Consider the following 22173-nt stretch of genomic DNA (forward strand, 5'->3'; position numbering starts at 1 on the left):
ACATGGAGATACATATGAAGGCTGCTGTCGTTACTCAAGATCATCAGGTTAATGTCACCGATAAAACCCTGCGCGCGCTGCAACACGGCGAAGCGCTGCTGAAGATGGAATGCTGTGGCGTCTGCCACACGGATCTTCACGTGAAGAACGGCGATTTTGGCGATAAAACCGGGGTGATCCTCGGCCATGAAGGGATTGGCATCGTCAAACAAATCGGTCCTGGCGTCACCTCTCTGAAAGTGGGCGATCGCGCAAGCGTGGCCTGGTTCTTCCAGGGCTGCGGTCATTGCGAATACTGTAACTCTGGCAACGAAACCCTGTGTCGCGACGTGAAAAACGCCGGGTATTCCGTTGATGGCGGGATGGCTGAAGAGTGCATTGTAACCGCCGATTATGCGGTAAAAGTGCCGGACGGCCTGGAATCCGCGGCGGCCAGCAGCATCACCTGCGCTGGCGTCACCACCTATAAAGCGGTAAAAATTTCCCACATCAAACCGGGCCAGTGGATTGCGATCTACGGTCTGGGTGGGCTGGGCAACCTGGCACTGCAATACGCGAAAAACGTCTTTAATGCCAAAGTCATTGCCATCGACGTGAATGATGCGCAGCTGAAACTGGCCGCCGACATGGGTGCCGATCTGACGATCAACTCCCGCAACGAAGATGCGGCGAAAGTGATTCAGGAAAAAACCGGCGGAGCGCATTCTGCGGTCGTCACCGCAGTGGCGAAAGCCGCGTTTAACTCTGCGGTCGATGCGGTGCGTGCCGGTGGCCGTGTGGTGGCTGTCGGTCTGCCGCCAGAAGCCATGAGCCTGGATATTCCACGTCTGGTACTGGATGGAATTCAGGTGGTCGGTTCGCTGGTGGGGACCCGTCAGGATCTGGTCGAAGCCTTCCAGTTTGCCGCCGAAGGCAAAGTGGTACCGAAAGTCACGATGCGACCGCTCGGCGACATCAACGCGATTTTCAAAGAGATGGAACAAGGCCAGATCCGTGGCCGTATGGTGATTGATTTCCGTTCTTAATGGATTCAGGACGGGCTGCGACGATCCGTAATCCAGTCCTGTACTTCAATCAGGAATGTATCGGGTGCTTTACGGTACATTTTGCGCGCCAGATCGAGAATGGTGTGGCGCGCCAGTTCTTCTTCCATCCGCTGTTGGGCGCTGTCCATCACCGAACGCACGCCGCATGGCCCGTCGCAAACCCAGGCCGGTGGAGCTTCATCAAACACCGCCAACCGCTGGCGCACTTCCCGACATTCAAACATATTCTTCTCGCCATCAATGGCATGCACCACATCCAGCACTGAAATGAGTTCTGCCGGACGCGCGAGTTTAAACCCGCCGCCCTTGCCTTCCGTGCTGTTGACCAGCCCCGCCCGCGAAAGACGAGTAAAGATTTTGCCCAGATAGTCGTAAGGCACACCCTGCAGTTCCGCCATCTCCCGGACGCTCAACTCTCGCTCGTTGCCTTTGGCATCTACCATGCACATCAGACTATGAATGGCGTACTCCACACCGGAACTGTAAAAGGCCATGATTAACTCCGCTCTCATTATTCGTGGTTATTATAGCCGCGTTCGTGAGCGGAAAAACAGCCCATGACTCCCTCCCCAGTTAACTCACTGATTTTTAGCTTGTCTTATATGCGCCTGCTCGTTAACTCAGAAAAAAGTTGTCGGAGTTAACTCCGACAAGTATAGTTGCAGTCAGGTCAGACACAAAGCCTGATGAGCAAAAGGATCGAAAATGAAAAAGCATATTTTAATTGTGGGCAGTGGTTTTTCCGGTATGTGGGCAGCGGTGAGCGCAGCGCGCCTGGCGGCGCTGAACGGGAGCACCGATCTGCGTATTAGCGTGCTGGCTCCGCAACCTGAGCTGCGCGTTCGCCCGCGTTTCTATGAAGAGAACGTCGCCGGACTGGTGGCTCCCCTGACGGATCTGTTTGCCGAGCTTAGCATTGAGTACATTCAGGGAAGCGCAGAACGCATTGATACCAAAGAGAAAGCCGTGTGGTATAGCGACAGCCAGGGCAACACTTCCCTCATAACGTATGACCGCCTGGTACTGGCCACCGGCAGCCAGGCCAAACGCCCGGCGGTGGCCGGACTGACTGAATTTGCTTTTGATATCGATCAGCTTGAATCTGCTCAGGTGTTCGAAAAACACCTCGATGCCCTGGTTCATCAGCCCTCTACCCCGGCGCGTAACACCGTGGTGGTCTGTGGGGGCGGGTTTACCGGCATTGAGCTGGCAACCGAATTACCGGCGCGTTTGCGTGCCCGCTTTGGTGATGATACGCAGACTAAAGTAATCGTAGTTGAGCGCGGTGCGGTTATCGGCGGTCGTTACAGTGAAGCGTTGCGCGATGTGATTGCGAATGCCAGCGAAGAGCTGGGCGTGGAGTGGCGTCTGAACAGCGAAATCGAAGCGGTCGATGCGCAAGGCGTCATTCTGAAGAGTGGCGAACGCATTGACGCTGCCACCGTGGTCTGGACCGCTGGCGTGGAAGCTCATCCGTTGACGACTCAGATTGACGGCGAGCGTGACGCTCAGTCGCGTCTGCGGGTGAATGAACTGCTGCAAATCCCTGCGCACCCGGACGTCTTCGCCACCGGCGATACCGCCCATGCGAAAACGGATGATGTGGGGAATACGGCGCTGATGACCTGTCAGCATGCGATCCAGCTCGGAAAATTTGCCGGACACAACGCCGCTGCCAGCCTGCTGAACGTCGAGCCCTACCCGTACCGCCAGGTCAATTACGTCACCTGCCTCGATCTCGGTGCCTGGGGCGCGGTGTACACCGAGGGCTGGGAGCAAGAGGTGAAACTGGTCCGTGAAGAGGCGAAAAAACTCAAAATTGCCATCACCAACGAACTGATCTATCCACCAGCAGCCGATCGTGCAGTTGCCTTTGCGGCAGCGGACCCACTGGCGAAGTTTGTGTAAAGAGTTCATCCGCTCCTGACCGAGGGCGGCTTGTATATTTCCGATTTCCGGCAATCCTTATCTCAATTCCTTTGTTCCTTTGTTTTCAGCCGCGCCCGATGATGGATCCGACGCTAAAACGAAGATAACAAAGGAATTCACCATGCAAACCCCTTTTCGCCTGCCGCTGCTGACGGCGCTGATCCTCGCGGCGACGGCTGCTCACGCCGCCGACACACCGGTTAAAGGCGGCACGCTTGTCTATCTGGAACAACAGGCGCACACCAATCTTTATCCCCCGGCGGGCGGCTTCTATCCGAACGGCGGCATTCTGAATCAGATCACCGACAAGCTCACCTGGCAGAACCCGAAAACGCTGGAGGTGGAGCCGTGGATCGCCGAAAGCTGGTCCACCAACGCCGACAAAACCGAATACACCTTTAAAATCCGCCCTGGTGTGACGTTCTCCGACGGCACGCCGCTCGACGCCAACGCGGTGGCCAAAAACTTCGACACCTATGGATTGGGCAACAAAGCCCAGCGCCTGCCGGTTTCCGAAGTGATCAACAACTACGACCGCAGCGAAGTGATCGATCCGCAGACGGTGAAGTTCTACTTCAAAAAACCGTCGCCAGGATTCTTACAGGGCACCGCCACTATTGGTTCTGGGCTGGTGTCACTCAGCACCCTGAAGCGCAACTTTGAAGAGCTGGGCGACGCGCGCCACATCATCGGCTCCGGCCCGTTCGTGGTGAAAGATGAAAAACTGGGCCGGGAAGTGACCCTTGAGGCGCGCAAAGCGTACCAGTGGGGCCCGAAAAACCTCGCCCAGCAAGGCCCGGCAAATCTGGATGGCATTAAATTTATCGTCACGCCGGAAGACAGCGTACGCGTCGGCGCGCTGCTGGCGGGCCAGGCTGACTTTATCCGTCAGGTGCAGGCCTACGACGAAAAACAAGCCACCGAACAGGGCTATAAAATCTACGCTGCCCCAACGCGCGGCGTAAACGACAGTATCAGCTTCCGCCCGGACAACCCGCTGGTGTCTGACCTTCGCGTGCGTCAGGCGCTGCTCCATGCCACCAATGCGAAACAGGTCGTTGAAACCCTCTTCTCACCAAATTACCCGCAGGCGAAATCGGTGATTGCCGATTCTGCCGCTGGCTTTGTCGATCTCAGCGACAAGCTGACCTTTGACGCGGCGAAAGCCAACGCGTTGCTCGATGATGCGGGCTGGAAAACCGGCGGCGACGGTATCCGTGCCAAAGACGGACAGCAACTGGCGCTGACGGTCTATGAATCCCTGCCGCAGCCGCAAAACAAAGAGGTGCTGCAACTGGTGGCCCAACAGTGGCGTCAGGTCGGCGTGGCGCTGAGCGTCAAGGCGGGTGATGCGGGCAGTCGCACGCTGGATAACCTCGACCCGCTGAAAACGCCGCTGACGGTGTCGGAAGTCGGCCGCGCCGATCCGGATGTGGTGAAAAGCATGTTCTATCCGGCCAACCGCGACGCGCTGCTGCAAAAAGGTGGCTCCAGCGACAAGGTGAAAAGCTTCCGCGACGACAAACTCAACGAACTGCTGGTGAACATCTCCGCCGAAGTCGATCCGCAAAAACGCCTGCAGCTGACGGGCGATGCCCAGCGCTATCTGCTGGATAACGCCTACGTAATTCCGATTTTTGAAGAGCCGCAGGTCTTCGCCGGTGCGTCATGGCTGAAAGGGGTGAACTTCGAAGCGGTAGGACGTCCGTCGTTCTACGGCGCGTGGATTGAGAAACACTAAGGGGGCGATGATGAGCCATTATCTGCTGCGACGGGCCGGAATGGGGCTGCTGGTCCTGTGGGCCGCCTTTACCCTCTCCTTCGTGCTGCTTCAGGTGCTGCCGGGGGATGCGGTGCTGATTAAATTTCAGAACCCGGATCTGGGCCTAAGCCCGGCGCAAATCGAAGAGATGCGCGTCGCCTACGGTGCAGACAGCCCGCTCTGGCAGCAGTATTTCCACACGCTGTTTGCCATGTTGCGCGGCGATTTTGGTTTTTCATTGCAGGCGGGCGTGCCGGTGAGCGAACTGATCGCGAGCAATCTGCCGGACACCCTGAGCCTTGCCCTACCGGCGTTCCTGCTGGCCGTAATACTGGCCTTCGTGCTGGCGTTTGCCGCACGTCTGCCGGGGCTGCGCTGGGTGAGTAACGCCATTCAGTCCGTGCCGGTACTGTTTATCTCACTGCCGACCTTCTGGCTCGGCATCGCGCTCATCCAGCTGTTCTCATTCCAGCTTCGGCTGATTCCGGTGATTAACCCGTCGCCCTTGCAGGGACTGATCCTGCCGATCGTTACTGTCGCCATTCCGATCTCCGCCCCGCTGGCGCAAATTCTGATGCGCAGTCTCGATCAGGTGTCCGCTCAGCCGTTCGTCGCCGTCGCGCGCGCCAAGGGGCTGAGCGAAACCGGCGTGCTGTGGCGTCACGTCACGGGCAATGCGCTGCTGCCGGTGCTGAATATCGCCGGGATTTTGCTCGGCGAACTGATTGCCGGGGCGCTGATTACCGAAACCGTATTTGGCCGCAGCGGTCTGGGCCAGCTCACGCAGCAGGCCGTCAACAACCAGGATATCGCCGTATTACAGGCGGTGGTGATGATCTCGGCCCTGGGCTTTGTGCTGATAAACCTGCTGGTGGATCTGCTGATGCCGCTGTTTGATCCTCGTCTGCAAACCGTCACCGGAGGTGCATCATGAGTCTGGTGGACTATGCCGCCGCGGCGCGAAAACGCGTCCCGGCCCTTCGCACCGTCGACATTCAGCCCGGATTATGGCTGGCGTGGGGCGTGATTATCGTTGCCGCTCTGGCCGCACTGGCGCCGGGTTTGCTCACCCACTACAGCCCGATTGAAGGGATCGCAGGCGCACAGCGTTTAGCTCCCCAGGCGGGACACTGGCTGGGAACCGATCAACTTGGTCGTGACGTCTACGCGCGCATTGTCTATGGCGCATCCCACTCACTCAGCGCCGCCCTGGCGGCTGTGGCGATGGGATTAGTGGCTGGCACGGCAATGGGGGTTATCGCCGGTGCCTTCGCCGGGCGCGTGGAGTCGGTGCTGATGCGTTTTGTCGATGTGCTGCTGTCGATTCCCTCGCTGCTGCTCTCCCTGACGGTGATTATTTTGCTCGGTTTCGGCACGGTGAACGCGGCTATTGCCGTCGGTGTGGCGTCGATTGCCAGTTTTGCCCGCCTGGCGCGCGGCGAAGTGGTGCGTATTCGTCACGCAGATTACGTCGAAGCGGCCTACGGCAGCGGCGGCACCTTCTGGGCAGTGCTGTGGCGTCACATTTTACCGAACTCCCTGACGGCGGTGCTGGCCTTCGCGACCTTGCAGTTTGGTCAGGCGATCCTCGCCCTCTCGACGTTAAGTTTCCTCGGTTACGGCACCCCGCCGCCCGTCCCGGAATGGGGACTGCTGATTGCCGAAGGGCGTAACTATCTCTCTACCGCCTGGTGGCTGACCACCTTCCCCGGCATCGTGGTGATCGCCGTGGTGCTTGCCACCAACCGTATCAGCCAACAGTTAAGCGGAGGCCGCTCATGACCGTTCTGTCCGTGGAAAATCTGACCTTAAGCTACCGCATCGGTCGCCAGTGGCGTGAAGTGGTCCACAACGTCAGTTTCACCCTGAAACGCGGAGAAATGCTGGCCTTTGTGGGCGAGTCTGGCTCCGGGAAAACCACCACTGCGCAGGCGATTATCGGCTTGCTGGCGGACAACGCCCGTCGCGACAGCGGCAAAATTGTGCTGAACGGCGAAGAGATCAGCCAGTGGTCAGCAAAACGGCTCAACAGCCTGCGCGGAGCGCGTATCAGCCTGGTGCCGCAGGACCCTGGCAACTCCCTGAATCCGGTCAAAACCATCGGTGCCCAGGTGGGCGAAGTGCTGCATATTCACCACAGAATCACAAAGATCGAGCTAGAAAATCAGGTGCTGGCGCTGCTGACTAAAGTCGGGCTAAGCCACCCGGCGCAGCGGATGAAGCAATATCCACATCAGCTTTCCGGCGGGATGAAACAGCGGGTGCTGATCGCCATCGCCATCGCGTTGCGCCCGGATGTGATCATCGCCGATGAACCGACCAGTGCCCTGGATGTGACGGTACAAAAACGCATTCTTGACCTGCTGGATATCCTGCGCCGCGAATCGGGAACGGCGGTGCTGTTCGTCACCCACGATCTGGCCCTGGCCGCTCAGCGTGCCGATCGCTTACTGGTCTTTCGGCACGGTGAAGTTCAGGAACAGGGGGCAACCGCCGACGTGGTGCGCGCCCCGCAGCACGCCTATACCCGCCAGTTGCTGAGCGATTTGCAGGGTTGGCGCTTGACCATTGCGCCGGTCTCAGGCCTTCGGCTGGCCTCTCCTGCCATTCGCGCTCAGGCCATCAGCAAGCAGTTTACTCTCAGCAAAGGCCACACTTTACAGGCGCTGGATAACGTCAGTTTTGATGTGCAGCGCGGCAACACGCACGCGCTGGTCGGGGAGTCGGGATCGGGGAAAACCACTCTGGCCCGTATTTTACTGGGGTTTGAGCAGGCGGACAGCGGGCGCGTTACCCTCGATGATATCGATGCGACCCAGCTCAGCGTGGAAGCACGCCGCCAGCTGCGGCAGAAAATTCAGTTCGTCTACCAGAATCCGTTTGCCTCCCTCGACCCACGGCAAACGCTGTTTGAGATCATCGAAGAGCCGCTGAAAAACTTCAATAAGCTCGCCCGAGCGGAGCGCAAATCCCGCGTCGAGGCGGTGACCACCCGCGTGGCCCTGCCGCTTGAGCTGCTCAGTCGTACCGCTCGCGAGCTGTCTGGCGGCCAGCGTCAACGCGTGGCCATCGCTCGTGCGCTGATTCTGGAGCCAACCATTCTGGTACTGGACGAAGCGACCTCGGCGCTGGATGTCACGGTGCAGGCGCAAATCCTCGCCCTGTTGCAACAACTCCAGCAGCAGTTGGGGCTGACCTATCTGTTTATCACCCACGATCTGGCGACCGTTCGCCGTATTGCGCACAGCGTGACAGTGCTGCGCAGCGGTCAGGTTGTTGAACATGGCACGGTGGAGGCGCTCTTCTCCTCGCCACAGAGCAGCTATACCCGCGAGCTGATCGACGCCATCCCCCATTTTTCACCCGTTACGAAGGAGTACGCATGACGCGTAAACGCCTGGGATTCTTTACCCGCCTGCTCGACGACGCGCCTGCGAAAGCGCGCTATCGTCTGGCAACAGAACAGATCCGCCATGCCGAGCGCCACGGTTTTCATACGGCCTGGATTGCTCAGCACCATTTCCATGAGCGCGAAGGCGGCCTGCCGTCGCCGCTGGTGTTCCTCGCTCACGTTGCGGCCCAGACCCAAAGCATCCGTCTGGGCACGGCGATTATTACCCTGCCGATGGAAAACCCGCTGCGCGTGGCGGAAGACGCGGCGGTCCTCGATCTGCTGGCGGACGGTCGCCTTGAAGTTGGTTTTGGCTCCGGCGGTACGCCGACCTCGTTTCTGCCTTTCGGCCTGACGTTCGACGAGCGCGGCGCGACCTTTGCCGACCATCTGCACCTGATTCAGAGCGCCTGGCGCGGTGATTCCCTGACACATCCGGATAACCATCTCTATCCACCTGCGCCGCAGCTGGCAGAGCGCGTGTGGATTGCGACCTTTTCCGTTGAAGGCGCCGTGCGCGCCGCCCGGGCGGGGCACGGGCTGATGCTCTCCCGCACTCAGCCTCGCCCGGCTGACCAGCCAGAGCTTACTCTCGACCAGATTCAGAACCCGATTGTGGATGCCTATCTCGCCGCGCTGCCCTCGGGAGTGGCGCCGCGAATTCTGGCCTCGCGCACGGCGTTTGTGGCCGACAGCGATGCGTATGCTCTGAACGTCGCGACGCCCGGGTTAACCCGGCAGGCAGAGGCGCACAGGGCGGCGGGTCATACCGTAACCGGTGACAGTGTCACAGATTATATTCGCCAGTTCGACGCCCATATCGGCGCGCCGCGCACCGTGCTGGACTCCCTTGCTCAGGATTCCGTCCTCAAACGGGCGACGCATATTTCATTCCAGGTCCATTCCGTTGAGCCGTCCCACCGGGACACCTTACGTTCGATTGAGCTTATTGCTGAACATATCGCCCCTCATATTCTTTAAGGAGTCCCTATGTCTTTAAGTCAGGATATTGTTGCCGAATTAGCGGAAATCGCCCCCGGTTCGCCGCTGGCAACGGCTCGCGCCACGCGCGATGCCGCCACCCGTCATGCCCAGGGCAGCTATGAAACACTTTTTAGCCAGCAGGATGCGGCGTTCCCCCTTGATGAACGCGCGGCGGTGGCCGCTAAAGTCGCAAAATGGCACCGCGTTGATGCGCTGGCCGCCCACTACGCCGGTTTTGGGCTGGCTGATCCGACTTCCGCACGCCTGACGCCCGCGCTGACCTTTGCGCGTTTGCTGACGTTTTCCCCGGTCGAAGCCACGCCCGGCGCATTAAGCGCGCTGACGCAGGCGGGATGGAGCAAAGAAGCCATTGTGACGCTGGCTCAGCTGATTGCGTTTGTGAGTTTTCAGAGCCGTCTCGTCGCCGGGTTGCGCCTGCTGAATGACAAAACCGTGGCGGCAAGCGACACCCCGGTGGTGGCGGGGATCTGGCACAGCACGCCTGAGACAAAAAGCGGCAAACCGGCGCCGGTACAGTTCACGCAGCAGGAGCTGGGCTGGGAGCCGTGGCTGGCGTCAAAACCGCTGGCAGAGTTCAACGCCGACGAGCAGGCTATTCTTGCGAAATTTGGCCATACGGACTCAGACTATTTCCGCCTGCTGGGGCGCAATTTGCCGGTTCTGGAACAGCGCACGCTGACCGATAAAGGGATTTTTTACACGCCAGGCGGTCTGCCGCGCGCGGAGCGTGAACTGGCGGCAACGGTGACCAGCAAGATCAACGGCTGCATTTACTGCGCATCTGTCCATGCGCGTAAGGCGAGCCAACTGTCGAAGGACGATAATGCCGTAGACGCGCTGCTGGCCGTGCGGCCGGGGCAGTCCCTGAGCGAGGGGCAATCGGCGCGCTGGCAGGCGGAAATTGATTTTGCGGCGGCGCTGTCCGTGACGCCACCCGCTGTGACACCCGCGCATCTCGCGGCACTGGAGAAGCAGTCTCTGGACACGCTTGAACAGCTCGATCTGGTGCAATCTGCGGCGTTCTTCGCCTGGGCCAACCGTTTAATGCTGACCCTCGGCGAACCTTACCTTCCGTAACGTAAATCAGGCTAACGCGCTGGCGTTAGCCTCCGCCCGTTTGGCTTTCTGACGGCCATACAGCAGCAGCGATGACATGGCGGCGAATGAGAGGAGCGCCGCCGGTAACGTCACATAGCTCCAGCTGTAGCCGAGAACGATCATCATCCCGCCGAAATACGCCCCAATCGCACTGCCAAGATTAAAGGCCACCTGCCCGCCTGCCGCACCCAGCAGCTCGCCGCCCTGCGCATTTTGCAGCAGCATAATTTGCAGCGGTGCCGACAGCGCGAACAGCCCCGCGCAGCAGATAAAGCCCATCACCAGAGACGCAGCCTGATTTTCACCGAAGGCAAACAGCATCAACAGCGACACCACGATCACCAGATCGGTGGTCGCCGCAATGCGCAGCGGGCTGTAACGACCGGAAAGTTTGCCGCTGAGCAGATTACCCAGCACCATGCCCAGCCCCATCAGCATCATGATAACGGTCATAAATCCGGCGGAGAAGCCGGAGACGTTGACCATAAACGGCTTCACAAAACTGAACCATGCGAAGACTCCGGCATTACCGAACATCGTCGCGGCAAAAATCAGCCAGGGTTCCGGTTTCTTCAAAAAGTGAAATTGTTCCGTGAGTCGGGTTTCGGTTTTATCGTACAGAGTCGGCACCCAGAAAATGACCGAGAGGATCACCAGCGCGTCAAACGCCGCGATCAGAAAGAAGGTGTAGCGCCAGTTATATTCATGCCCAAGCCAGGTGCCGAGCGGAACCCCCACCAGATTGGCGACCGTCATTCCGGCAATCATCCCCGATACGGCGAGGGTGACTTTTCCCGGCGGTGCTATCTTTGAAAGGATGATCGCCCCGACGCCGAAGAAGGCCCCGTGCGGAAAGCCGGACACCAGCCGCCCGATGGCCAGCCAGAAATAGGACGTTGAGAAGGTAAAAATGGCGTTTCCGACCACGCACAGGGCGACCAGAAAAAGCAGAACCGTCTTTAGCGAGAACTTATTTGAAAACAGCGCGATGATCGGCGCGCCAATGACCACGCCAAAGGCGTAGTACGAAATCATGCTCCCGGCAGAGGGGATCGAAATGCCGGTATCGTGCGCCAGCTCGGTCAGCACGCCCATGATGCCAAACTCGGCCATGCCCAGTCCAAAAGTACCCAGCGCCAGTGAAAAAACGGTTTTTTTCATACCACAGCCATTTGTTAAAAATTTGCAACAGCCATTATTGAACAAACGGGTATGGTGAGCCAGTTCCAATTGGCGCTCTGACACGTTAATCCATTCATTCGGTCTGGCTTGTGAATATCCTTAACCGATAATCGCGACGCCCAGGCGTTCCATAATTTGCGCAACCTGATAGCTATCGAGCTTCACCCCCTGCAAATCGACGCCGCGCACGTCCAGATCGCCGAGTTCAGAATTGGTCAGATCGCAATGGGTGACGTTAACCGCCCGCCAGTCGAATGACGAAAACTCCCCGCCCGACAGATCGGAGCCGCTAAACGTTGCGCCGAGGATCTGCGCGCCGTTCCAGCGGTTTTCCCACAGCTCGCATTTTTCGAGCACCACTTTGGAAAAGTTGGCGTAGCTGAGATTGCTTTTGGTGATGTACGCGCTGCAAAACCAGCTGCGGGAGGTGATCATGTTCATAAAGCTGGTGCCGCGAAAGTCTGCGCCCTGCGCGCGGCACTCACGGATTTCAATCCCCAGCGCGCTGGCGTTCCTGAAATCGGCCATCGTTAAATCGCAATTTTTGAAAATGGCGTCTTTCAGCGTAGCGCGAGAAAAATTCCCGCCCTGCTGGCTTTCGCGATCGTAAAACTGACAGCCGATAAATTCCGTGCCGGTCAGATCGACGCCGGAAAAGTCGCAGTGGCGAAATGTCCCGTTCTCAATTTTCTCGCCCGTAAACTGGTTTTTGCCAATTCTTACCCCGTCCAGCGTCAACATTTTACGACCACCTGTTTTTATATACAGTAATGCCGTATTCTAACCCGATCCCATGGTGTTGTGTAAATAATTCCCGCGAGGATTTGCGAGCACGATTACACTTCAAAGTGTTCTTACCCTCCCTTCTGTCGAAGAGGATTGCCATGGGAAACATCAAGAAAGCGAAAAGCCCGGCGGAAAATGTGAAACGCGAACCGCTGAAAGAGAAGGCATACGAAAAGGAGCTGCGGCGTCTGCACGTTGAGCTGGTCAAGCTTCAGCAGTGGGTTGTCAGTAAAGGGCTAAAAGTCTGCGTGGTGTTTGAAGGCCGCGACGGTGCAGGCAAAGGCGGAACGATTAAAGCCATCACCGAGCGCGTCAGCCCCCGTGTGTTTCGCGTCGTTGCGCTGCCCGCGCCGACAGAGAAAGAGAAAAGTCAGCTCTATTTCCAGCGCTACGTGCCGCATCTGCCCTCGGCGGGAGAAATCGTGATTTTCGATCGCAGCTGGTACAACCGTGCGGGCGTTGAACGCGTCATGGGCTTTTGTACGCCTGAACAGGTGCAAAAGTTTCTGGATGGCACGCCGACCATGGAACGGGCGATGGTGGATGCGGGGATCATTCTGATCAAGTATTGGCTCGAAGTGACGCCCAAAGAGCAGGAGCGCCGCCTGCGGGATCGTATTGATGACGGGCGTAAAACCTGGAAGCTGTCACCGATGGACATCAAATCGTTCAGACTGTGGGATAAATACACCGAAGCGCGCGATGCGATGTTTGCCGCCACCGATACCGCCTGGGCGCCGTGGTTTGTCGCTCGATCCGAGGATAAAAAACGGGTGCGACTGAATGTCATCTCGCATTTGCTGTCGCAAATCCCCTACAAAACCCTGCCCGTCGAGCCGGTAAAACTGCCGAAGCGTAAAGTGGGTAAAGTAAAACCGACGGATTATCCGTTCCGCTATATTGCCGAGCGGTTCTGAAAAGCGCCCGGGGCAACCGATAAAACACCTGCCCCAGGACTGCACAAACGCAGCGCCGCCGGCAAATACCGACGGCGCATGAGGTTACTTCATCCCTTCCGTGCTCTCTTTTTTCGCTTCCAGTCTTTCGACATCACGATACCAGCGCGGATGGTGTTTTTGCGCCCAGCGGCGGCTTACCTTCCCTTCGATCATCCCTTTAATCGATCCTTTCACCCAGAAAGCCATATACATATGAATCAGGATGGCATGGATCAGAATGATGGCGACGGTCGCATGGATCAGCAGGCTGTAGCGAATCACCTGAATCGGGAAATAATGGGCAAAATAGGGACGCCAGATAATCACCCCGGTCACCAGCAGCACAAAAATCATGCTCATGATGGTCCAGAACATCATTTTCTGTCCGGCGTTGTACTTGCCCACTTTCGCGACTTTGTGCTCGTTGCCTTTCAGCACTTCGACAATCCCTTTCACCCACGGAATATCCTGCTTATCCGGGATGTTGTGATGCACAAAGCGCACGAACATAAACATCAGCACCACGAAAATCAGCACGCCAAAGAACGGGTGCAGAATTCGGCCCATCTGCGGCGTCCCGAAGGTTTCCGTCAGCCACTGCAGCGTCGGGAAGAAGAAAGAGATCCCGGACACGGCCACCAGAAAGAAGCAAATGACCACCGTCCAGTGACAGGCGCGGTCGACAAACTTGGTGCGCACAATCATCTTCGACTTACTCATGATGTTCATCCTCGTCGCCATCCACCTCTTTGTTTGGCCCGATACCGATGTAGTGGTAAATCAAACCGGCAAAGGTGGCGATAAATCCGGCCGCCGCGAGCGGTTTGAGCGCTCCTTTCCACAGGTTGATGGAGGTATCAATCGCCGGATCTTTAGGCAGATTGTGATACAGCTCTGGCTGGTCGTTGTGATGCAGAACGTACATCACATGCGTCCCGCCGACGCCCTGCGGGTTGTAAATCCCCGCGTGGTCATATCCGCGTGCTTTGAGCTTATCGACGCGTTCCTGCGCCACCTCGAGCATCTCTTTCTTGGTACCGAAATGAATTGCCCCGGTCGGACAGGTTTTTACGCAGGCAGGCTCCTGCCCGACGCTGACCCGATCCACGCAGAGGGTACATTTGTATACCCGGTTATCCTCTTTGTTCAGACGCGGCACGTTGAACGGACAGCCGGCAATACAGTAGCCGCAGCCGATGCAGTTATCCTGCTGAAAATCGACGATCCCGTTGGCGTACTGAATAATCGCCCCGGCGGACGGGCATGCCTTCAGGCAGCCCGGATCCTCGCAGTGCATACAGCCGTCTTTACGAATCAACCACTCCAGCTTGCCGTTCTGATCGGTTTCGCTAAAACGCATTACCGTCCAGGATTTGGCGCTGAGATCCGCCGGATTATCGTAAACGCCCACGCAGTGCCCGACGTCATCGCGGATGTCGTTCCACTCCGAACAGGCCACCTGGCAGGCTTTGCAGCCCACGCAGGAAGAGACATCAATCAGCTTGGCGACTTCTGCTTTATAGTCCCGCGCACGAGGCGCGGGAGTCATGCCGTTGGTCGCGGAGCGTTTGATAATGTCTTGTGTTTCCATAGCCATTGAATCGCTCCTTACGCTTTCTCGATGTTGACCAGAAACGCTTTATATTCCGGCGTTTGCGAGTTGGAATCGCCGACGTTTGGCGTCAGGGTGTTGGCGAGATAGCCTTTTTGCGCCACCCCTTCAAAGCCCCAGTGCAGCGGAATGCCCACGGTCTCGACCTGCTGGCCGTTGACGTGCAACGTCTGCAGACGACGCGTAACCACCGCCACCGCGCGAATAAAGCCGCGTTTGCTGCTGACCTTCACGCGATCGCCGTTGGTGATGCCTTTCGAGCGCGCCAGGGTTTCACTGATTTCGACAAACTGTTCCGGCTGCGCGATGGCGTTGAGCCGCGCGTGTTTGGTCCAGGTGTGGAAATGCTCGGTCAGACGATAGGTGATCCCGACGTACGGGAACTTATCTTTCTTACCCAGGCGCAGCGCGTCGTCTTCATACAGGCGAACCACCGGGCTGGAAACCACGTTCGGATGCAGCGGATTGGTGCCGAGCGGCGTCTCCATCGGTTCGTAGTGCTCCGGGAATGGCCCTTCTGCCAGCTTATCGAGCGCAAACAGACGCCCCAGCCCTTCTGGCTGCATGATAAACGGCCCGGTCGCACTGCCCGGCGGTGCGGTGTTGAAGTCCGGGATATCGTTCCCCGCCCACTTCGTACCGTTCCACGCGATCAGTTTGCGTTTCGGATCCCACGGCTTGCCGTTAATATCCGCCGATGCACGGTTGTAGAGCACGCGACGGTTGAGCGGCCACGCCCAGGCCCAGCCAAGCGTATTGCCCAGTCCTGACGGATCGGCGTTATCGCGGTTGGCCATCTGGTTGCCCTGCTCGGTCCAGCTTCCTGTGTAGATCCAGCAGGAGGAGGCCGTTGAACCGTCATCGCGCAGCAGCGCAAAGCTGTTCAGCAGCTGACCTTTTTTCGCCAGCAGATTGCCGTTGGCGTCATACAGATCTTCCAGCGCATAGCCGTTGTTCTCTTTCGCGACCTCTTCCGATTCCGGATGGTCCGGCTGCTTGTAATCCCAGCGCATTTTCAGCAGCGGTATCGCCCCTTTACCACCTGACTGGGCGTACATCTCGCGCAGACGATGGTAAATACCGGCCAGAATTTCGCCGTCGTTACGCGCTTCGCCCGGTGCATCCTGGCCTTTCCAGTGCCACTGAAGCCAGCGGCCAGAGTTGGCGATGGAGCCATCTTCTTCCGCGAAACAGGTCGACGGCAGACGGAAGACTTCGGTCTGAATCGACGCGGTATCAACATCGTTCATCTCGCCGTGGTTCTGCCAGAAGTTAGAGGTTTCCGTCACCAGCGGATCGATCACCACCATGTACTTCAGCTTACTGAGGCTGCGCACGACCTTGTTTTTATCCGGGAAAGAGGCCACCGGGTTAAAGCCCTGGCAGATGTAGCCTGTGACGTTGCCCTTATCCATCATGTTGAAATACTTGATGACGTCGTAGGCCTGGTCCCATTTCGGCAACCACTCAAAGCCCCAGTCGTTCTCTTTCTGCGCCGCATCGCCGTAGAAAGACTTCATCAGGCTGACGAAGAACTTCGGATAGTTGCTCCAGTAGTTCACCTGCTCCGGCAGTGTCGCTTTTGGCGTGTTGGCCGCGAGATAGGTCTGCAGATCGGTCTGTTTTTCCGACGGCAGCGTCAGATAGCCGCTCAGGCTGGTGGAGAGCAGCCCCAGATCCGTTAACCCCTGAATATTGGAGTGTCCGCGCAAGGCATTCACGCCGCCGCCCGCCATCCCCATGTTGCCGAGCAACAGCTGAATCATCGCCATGGTACGGATGTTCTGCGCACCAACGGTGTGCTGCGTCCAGCCCAGCGCATACAGGAACGTGGTGGTGCGATCGGCCGCACTGGTCGAGGCCAGCACTTCGCACACTTTCAGGAAGTCCGCTTTCGGCGTTCCGCAGATGTTTTCCACCACGTCCGGCGTGTAGCGAGAAACGTGCTGTTTCAGCAAGTTCCATACGCAGCGCGGATCGGTGAGGGTTTCATCGCGTTTCGCAAAACCGTTTTCATCGAACTGATAGTTCCAGGAGGATTTGTCGTACTGACGTTTTTCAGCGTCATAGCCGCTGAAAAGCCCGTCATCAAAGGCAAAGTCGTCCTGCACCAGCAGATTCGCGTTGGTATAGTGTTTAACGTATTCGGCGTTGATCTTGTTGTTTTCAATCAGATACAGCAGCACGCCAGACAGGAACGTGATGTCCGTACCGGAACGAATCGGCGCATAGATATCCGCCACCGATGCCGTACGCGTAAAGCGCGGGTCGACGACGATTAGCGTCGCATCGTTGTTATTTTTCGCTTCCATCGCCCAGCGGAATCCCACTGGATGGGCTTCAGCGGCGTTACCGCCCATCACCACCACGACGTTGGCGTTTTTGATATCAACCCAGTGGTTGGTCATCGCACCGCGACCAAATGTTGGAGCAAGACTTGCTACCGTTGGTCCGTGTCAGACGCGCGCCTGGTTATCGACGGCCAGCATGCCAAGTGAGCGCACAAATTTTTGCGTCAGCATGCCGGTTTCATTACTTGCCGCAGATGCGCAGAGCATCCCGGTGGAAAGCCAGCGGTTCACGGTCACGCCCTGCTCGTTCTTTTCAACGAAATTGGCGTCACGGTCGTCTTTCATTAATTTGGCGATGCGGGTAAAGGCATCGTCCCAGGATATGCGCTGCCATTTATCAGAGCCAGGCGCGCGGTATTCCGGGTAACGCAGGCGGTTGTCGCTGTGGACATAATCCAGCAGGCCCGCGCCTTTCGGGCAAAGTGCCCCACGGCTCACCGGATGATCCGGATCCCCTTCAATATGGTAAATCGCTTCTTTGGCGTTTTTCGCGCCATCGCCCAGGCTATACATCAATAGCCCGCATCCCACGGAGCAGTATGTGCAGGTGTTACGGATCTCTTTGGCGCGCATCAGTTTATAGTTACGCGACTGAGCCAGCGCGAGTTTAGGCATAAAGCCCAACGCAGCAGCTGTTGTTCCGGCCATACCGCCCGCGCAGATTTTAAAAAACTTTCTGCGGCTGACGTCCATTGCTGTCCTCGTTATCTGTAGGAGACTCGCGCCGCAAACTAGCAGCAAAGCCCCTGATTTTTTTGCGTCAAATCAATCTCCTCGATCTTCGCCCCCTAAATAGTCCGCTCTGGCGGCTTTGCTTAACCCTTTGGGATTAGCGGTTTGTAGATTGATTCGCGAAAACGCGGGAAAGAGTGCTATAAATTTGCCCCTGAATTTCGTTGGCGTTTGGGAAAGCAATGGACAGAAAAAGAGCAACATTGATTGGGCTGGCCGCGATTGTGCTGTGGAGCACCATGGTGGGATTAATTCGCGGCGTGAGCGAAGGACTGGGGCCTGTCGGTGGTGCGGCAATGATCTACACCCTCAGCGGTTTACTCTGTTTAGTCACCGTGGGATTCCCGACTATCAGACGCTTCTCACCGCGCTATCTTATTGCCGGCAGCGTGCTGTTTGTGAGCTATGAAATATGTCTCGCCCTTTCGCTGGGCTACGCCAGTAACCGTCATCAGGCTATCGAAGTGGGGATGGTGAATTATCTCTGGCCGAGCCTGACGATTGTGTTTGCCATTTTGTTCAATGGGCAGAAATCGACTCTGTGGATTGTGCCGGGATTATTGCTGGCCTTGTTCGGTGTCTGCTGGGTATTAGGCGGTGAGAAGGGTCTGCATATCGACGAAATAACCGCCAATGTGATCTCCAACCCGCTGAGCTATGGGCTGGCGTTTGCTGGCGCGTTTATCTGGGCGGCATACTGCACTGTTACCAGCAAATACGCTAAAGGACAGAACGGCATTACGCTGTTCGTGTTACTCACCGCGCTGGCGCTGTGGCTGAAATATCTGTTCAGCGATCAGCCGGAAATGATATTCAGCGTGCCGGTGGTGATCAAACTGCTCATGTGCGGAATTGCCCTCGGATTTGGCTATGCGGCGTGGAATATCGGCATTCTGCATGGCAATGTTTCTGTGCTCGCCACCGTCTCTTATTTCACCCCGGTGCTGTCCGCGGCGCTGGCGGCTGTTCTGCTTAACGCCCCGCTCTCTTTTTCCTTCTGGCAAGGGGCGTTAATGGTCTGCGCAGGCTCGCTGCTGTGCTGGTACGCCACCCGAAAATAATTCTATTTAGGGGGAAATCTCCCCCTTCTGTTTTATCTGCACAAATAAAATGTGATCTTGCGTCACATTATCTATTTTTCACATAGTGTTTACATTTAATCTCTGTTTATATTCCCCGCGCTCGTAACGTCTTCTTACATTCTTATTGACATAAACTGACACCCCTCTGGGATTAATAAATGGCTATTAATCGCCCTGGATATAGCCGAACACGCAATAGTTTATGACTGAATATTTCAGTAATGCTCGCCTGTTCTCACAGCAAATGTCTCATAACTGTTTGATTCTTCGTTATCACCCTTCATTAAATTGCGGTAATTCATCTATAATTACGCTTAATTTCGCAATGAAATTAAAACCATCGATAATTATATTGGCAATAACTATAAATATTAGAAAACACTCAATTAGCGAATAATAAATAATCAAATTTGCGGAATATTGGCCGTTTTATCAGATACCGGTCACACTAATTGAAATTATCAGCAATAAATTGAAACTTATTATTGAAATGCGGCTACAACATTTCTAAAAATAGCATGCCATTGACGAACGACCTCGTTTAGAAATCGTTTATTAATGGCTCAGGAAATGCCCAAAAGAAAATTATAAGGATTATTAAAATGAAACTTAAATTAGTTGCAGTGGCAGTGACTACTCTGTTGGCTGCAGGCGCGGTAAACGCGGCTGAAGTCTTTAACAAAGACGGTAACAAACTGGATCTGTACGGTAAAGTAACAGGTCTGCACTACTTCTCTGACGACGCTGGCAACGACGGCGACAAAACTTACGTGCGTCTGGGCTTCAAAGGCGAAACTCAGATCAACGACCAGATGACCGGTTACGGTCAGTGGGAATATGAGTTCAAAGGCAACAACGACGAATCCAACGGCGACAAAGGCAACAAAACTCGTCTGGCGTTCGCGGGCCTGAAATTCAACGAATTTGGTTCTTTCGACTACGGTCGTAACTACGGCGTAGCCTACGACATCGGCGCATGGACCGACGTTCTGCCAGAATACGGCGGAGACACCTGGACTCAGACTGACGGCTTCATGACTGGCCGTACTACCGGTGTTGCAACCTACCGTAACGCAGACTTCTTCGGTCTGGTTGATGGTCTGAACTTTGCTGCACAGTACCAGGGTAAAAACGACGACCGTGATATCACCACCGCGAACGGCGATGGCTGGGGTCTGTCTTCTACCTATGAAATCGACGGTTTCGGCGTGGGTGCGACCTATGCGAAATCTGACCGTACTGACAACCAGGTTCGCGCTGCAAGCAACCTGAACGCAGGCGGCGAAAACGCAGAAGTTTGGGCTGCTGGCCTGAAATACGATGCGAACAACATCTACCTGGCAACCACCTATTCTGAAACCCGCAACATGACCAACTTCGGTGACGGTTACATTGCGAACAAAACTCAGAACTTCGAAGCGGTTGCTCAGTACCAGTTCGACTTCGGTCTGCGTCCTTCCCTGGCATACCTGCAGTCCAAAGGTAAGGACATCGGTTCTTACGGTGACCAGGATCTGGTGAAATACATTGAAGTCGGTACCGTTTACTACTTCAACAAAAACATGTCCACCTACGTTGACTACAAAATCAACCTGGTTGACGACAATGCCTTCACCAAAGCTGCTGGTGTGAGCACTGACAACATCGTTGCACTGGGTCTGACTTACCAGTTCTAAGTGTTTGTCTGTTAAAAAAGCCAGCCCTCGTGGCTGGCTTTTTTTATCGCAGTCCACTGGCGTGATAAAGGAGTACGCCATGCACCTCTATACCGGACGCTGCCTGTGTGGAATGAGCCACTTTAGCGTCAACATCGAGGCCCTCGACGTCTACGCCTGTCACTGTACGATGTGTCAGAAATGGTCGGGCGGCATCGCGATGTATCTGGAAACTCAGGGCGAACCCATCGTGGAAGACGGTTCGATCTCCCCTTCGCACTTCTCGTCGTCTGTGCGCGGCGAACGCTGGTTCTGCCCCGGCTGCGGCTGCCCGCTGTGGTTTGAGCTTACCCCCACTGGCCGCTATTTTGTCCCCTGGACGCTGCTTGAGCTGAGTGAAGATGAACGCCGTCGCCTGGTTCTGGCCGCCGAGATCTACACCGAAACGCAGCCTGCGTTCTGGCGACTCACCGGACAATACGCCCGATTCAGCGGCACCGAGATCGAAGCGCAGGATAAAAACTGCTCGTTTACACCGTAGCGCTGACCGCCGCGCGCCTGAGCCAGGCTTGCAGCAACTTGCCATCTTCGGTCATATCCGAATCCTGACGGACGCACAGATAATAATCGCGCCCGTCATCGATTGGCGCATCAAAGATTTTCACCAGCTCGCCGCTCTCCAGATAGGGCGCGATCAGCGGCTCGCGCATTAACGCGCAGCCCAGTCCGGCCTGCACACCCGCCAGCGTCAGTAAGCCATCCTCAAACAGCGGGCCGCTCTTGCGCGCAGGCCGTTTAACGCCCTGCTGGATAAACCACTGCTGCCAGGTGCTGCGCTCTTCATCGTGCAGCAGGGGCATCTGGAGCAGTTGTTCCGGCGTATCCATATGGCCGTGAACGCGTAAAAACGCCCGGCTGCACACCGGCACCATCTGGCCTGAAATCAGTTTTTCACTCTGATACCCCGCCCACTGGCCGTTACCAAAGCGAATCGACATATCCGACGCATCGCTCAGATAGTTGCGATGGTTGGCATACACCACGTTAATTTCCGTCTGCGGATTGGCGCGCATAAACGCAGGCAGGCGCGGAATAAACCAGCCCATGCCGAACAGCGGAATCAGGCTGATGGTCACCTGACGGGTCTGGGCCTGCTCCACCAGGTGCTCCGTCGCCTGACGCAGCACGTTGAACGCCGCGCGAATAGAGCGGTAATAGTCGCGTCCCTGCTGGCTCAGGACCAGCCTGCGCCCCTGGCGCTCTGTGAGCGGCATTTGCAGATACCCTTCCAGCACCTTGAGCTGATGGCTAACGGCAGACGGCGAGATCGCCATCTCCTGCGCGGCCAGCGTCACGCTCCCCAGCCGGGCAATCGCCTCAAAGGCGCGCACGGCACGCAGGGGCGGATCGTTCGCCAGACGGCTTTCGGCATAGGCAGGCAGCTGCAGTGATTGTTCTGTTTTATTCATATGTTGATTTTAGGGCTGTAATTTCGCTCAGATGACGTTTAACTATTCTCTTTAAAATCATCGCGATAAATCAATCTCGAATTATCATAAGAAATAATATATGCGTATTTTACAATTTAATTCAATTATTGGATG

19 protein-coding genes are annotated in these 22173 nt (G+C 56.5%); 12 read left to right on the plus strand and 7 right to left on the minus strand.

Going from position 1 to position 22173, the window contains the following annotated elements:
* The first annotated feature begins 14 nt into the window (after positions 1 to 14).
* Positions 15 to 1025: an alcohol dehydrogenase AdhP gene (adhP, locus tag C0560_RS10765; protein ID WP_100780117.1), complete on the plus strand. Its 1011-nt coding sequence runs from the start codon at positions 15 to 17 to the stop codon at positions 1023 to 1025.
* A gap of 5 nt (positions 1026 to 1030) precedes the next feature.
* Here the strand turns inward: adhP and C0560_RS10770 are convergent, their stop codons facing one another.
* Positions 1031 to 1540 carry an Rrf2 family transcriptional regulator gene (locus C0560_RS10770; protein WP_100780116.1) on the minus strand — a complete coding sequence of 170 codons (510 nt, stop codon included), beginning with the start codon at positions 1538 to 1540 and terminating at the stop codon, positions 1031 to 1033.
* 211 nt (positions 1541 to 1751) lie between these two features.
* Here C0560_RS10770 and C0560_RS10775 point away from each other — a divergent pair, with 211 nt between their 5' ends.
* The 7 genes from C0560_RS10775 (at position 1752) to C0560_RS10805 (ending at position 10210) form a co-directional block, all read left to right on the plus strand.
* On the plus strand, positions 1752 to 2954 hold the full coding sequence (locus C0560_RS10775; protein ID WP_248858502.1) for an NAD(P)/FAD-dependent oxidoreductase: 1203 nt from the start codon (positions 1752 to 1754) through the stop codon (positions 2952 to 2954).
* A 142-nt stretch (positions 2955 to 3096) separates the two neighbouring features.
* Complete coding sequence (locus C0560_RS10780) at positions 3097 to 4716, plus strand: TIGR04028 family ABC transporter substrate-binding protein (RefSeq protein ID WP_248858503.1); 1620 nt, start codon at positions 3097 to 3099, stop codon at positions 4714 to 4716.
* Between the two features lie 10 nt (positions 4717 to 4726).
* A complete protein-coding gene (locus tag C0560_RS10785; RefSeq protein ID WP_123427875.1) occupies positions 4727 to 5671 on the plus strand; it encodes an ABC transporter permease in 945 nt (314 codons plus the stop codon).
* A complete protein-coding gene (locus C0560_RS10790; RefSeq protein WP_100780110.1) occupies positions 5668 to 6519 on the plus strand; it encodes an ABC transporter permease in 852 nt (283 codons plus the stop codon). Before C0560_RS10785 ends, C0560_RS10790 begins: the two co-directional genes overlap by 4 nt.
* Entirely contained in the window at positions 6516 to 8123 is a 1608-nt protein-coding gene (locus tag C0560_RS10795) for an ABC transporter ATP-binding protein (protein WP_248858504.1), read from the plus strand. Before C0560_RS10790 ends, C0560_RS10795 begins: the two co-directional genes overlap by 4 nt.
* Entirely contained in the window at positions 8120 to 9109 is a 990-nt protein-coding gene (locus tag C0560_RS10800; RefSeq protein WP_248858505.1) for a putative FMN-dependent luciferase-like monooxygenase, read from the plus strand. Before C0560_RS10795 ends, C0560_RS10800 begins: the two co-directional genes overlap by 4 nt.
* A gap of 9 nt (positions 9110 to 9118) precedes the next feature.
* Positions 9119 to 10210, plus strand: a complete 1092-nt coding sequence (locus C0560_RS10805; RefSeq protein WP_248858506.1) for an alkylhydroperoxidase domain protein — start codon at positions 9119 to 9121, stop codon at positions 10208 to 10210.
* 6 nt (positions 10211 to 10216) lie between these two features.
* Here the strand turns inward: C0560_RS10805 and araJ are convergent, their stop codons facing one another.
* Together araJ and C0560_RS10815 are read right to left on the minus strand one after the other, a co-directional pair.
* Positions 10217 to 11392, minus strand: a complete 1176-nt coding sequence (gene araJ / locus C0560_RS10810) for an MFS transporter AraJ (protein ID WP_100780105.1) — start codon at positions 11390 to 11392, stop codon at positions 10217 to 10219.
* Positions 11393 to 11512: 120 nt separating this feature from the next.
* Complete coding sequence (locus C0560_RS10815) at positions 11513 to 12154, minus strand: Qnr family pentapeptide repeat protein (RefSeq protein ID WP_100780104.1); 642 nt, start codon at positions 12152 to 12154, stop codon at positions 11513 to 11515.
* A gap of 143 nt (positions 12155 to 12297) precedes the next feature.
* On the opposite strand from C0560_RS10815, the gene ppk2 reads away from it, so the two are divergent.
* Positions 12298 to 13116: a polyphosphate kinase 2 gene (ppk2, locus tag C0560_RS10820; protein WP_107703536.1), complete on the plus strand. Its 819-nt coding sequence runs from the start codon at positions 12298 to 12300 to the stop codon at positions 13114 to 13116.
* An 84-nt stretch (positions 13117 to 13200) separates the two neighbouring features.
* Here the strand turns inward: ppk2 and fdnI are convergent, their stop codons facing one another.
* From fdnI to fdnG, 3 genes are read right to left on the minus strand one after another with little or no spacing between them, the layout of a single operon-like run.
* On the minus strand, positions 13201 to 13857 hold the full coding sequence (gene fdnI, locus C0560_RS10825; RefSeq protein WP_100780102.1) for a formate dehydrogenase-N subunit gamma: 657 nt from the start codon (positions 13855 to 13857) through the stop codon (positions 13201 to 13203).
* Positions 13850 to 14734, minus strand: a complete 885-nt coding sequence (gene fdxH, locus C0560_RS10830) for a formate dehydrogenase subunit beta (protein WP_248858508.1) — start codon at positions 14732 to 14734, stop codon at positions 13850 to 13852. The genes fdnI and fdxH overlap by 8 nt, the downstream gene beginning before the upstream one ends.
* An 11-nt stretch (positions 14735 to 14745) precedes the next feature.
* Positions 14746 to 17793, minus strand: a complete 3048-nt coding sequence (gene fdnG / locus C0560_RS10835; RefSeq protein ID WP_248858509.1) for a formate dehydrogenase-N subunit alpha — start codon at positions 17791 to 17793, stop codon at positions 14746 to 14748.
* A gap of 221 nt (positions 17794 to 18014) precedes the next feature.
* Between fdnG and yddG the strand changes: the two genes are divergently transcribed.
* From yddG to C0560_RS10850, 3 genes are all read left to right on the plus strand, one after another.
* On the plus strand, positions 18015 to 18893 hold the full coding sequence (gene yddG, locus C0560_RS10840; RefSeq protein WP_123427861.1) for an aromatic amino acid DMT transporter YddG: 879 nt from the start codon (positions 18015 to 18017) through the stop codon (positions 18891 to 18893).
* A 623-nt stretch (positions 18894 to 19516) separates the two neighbouring features.
* The gene (ompC, locus tag C0560_RS10845; protein WP_100780096.1) at positions 19517 to 20590 is read left to right on the plus strand and encodes a porin OmpC; all 1074 of its coding nucleotides are present in this window, start codon (positions 19517 to 19519) and stop codon (positions 20588 to 20590) included.
* A 79-nt stretch (positions 20591 to 20669) separates the two neighbouring features.
* Positions 20670 to 21110, plus strand: coding sequence for a GFA family protein (locus C0560_RS10850; protein ID WP_248858510.1), 441 nt, complete (start codon positions 20670 to 20672; stop codon positions 21108 to 21110).
* Here the strand turns inward: C0560_RS10850 and C0560_RS10855 are convergent.
* Positions 21100 to 22038, minus strand: coding sequence for a LysR substrate-binding domain-containing protein (locus tag C0560_RS10855; protein ID WP_100780093.1), 939 nt, complete (start codon positions 22036 to 22038; stop codon positions 21100 to 21102). The two genes, C0560_RS10850 and C0560_RS10855, sit on opposite strands and share 11 nt — an antisense overlap.
* Between the last annotated feature and the right edge of the window lie 135 nt (positions 22039 to 22173).

Origin of the sequence: Lelliottia sp. AC1 (assembly GCF_023278595.1) — a bacterium.
In the GTDB taxonomy this organism is placed as follows: Bacteria; Pseudomonadota; Gammaproteobacteria; order Enterobacterales; family Enterobacteriaceae; genus Enterobacter; species Enterobacter nimipressuralis.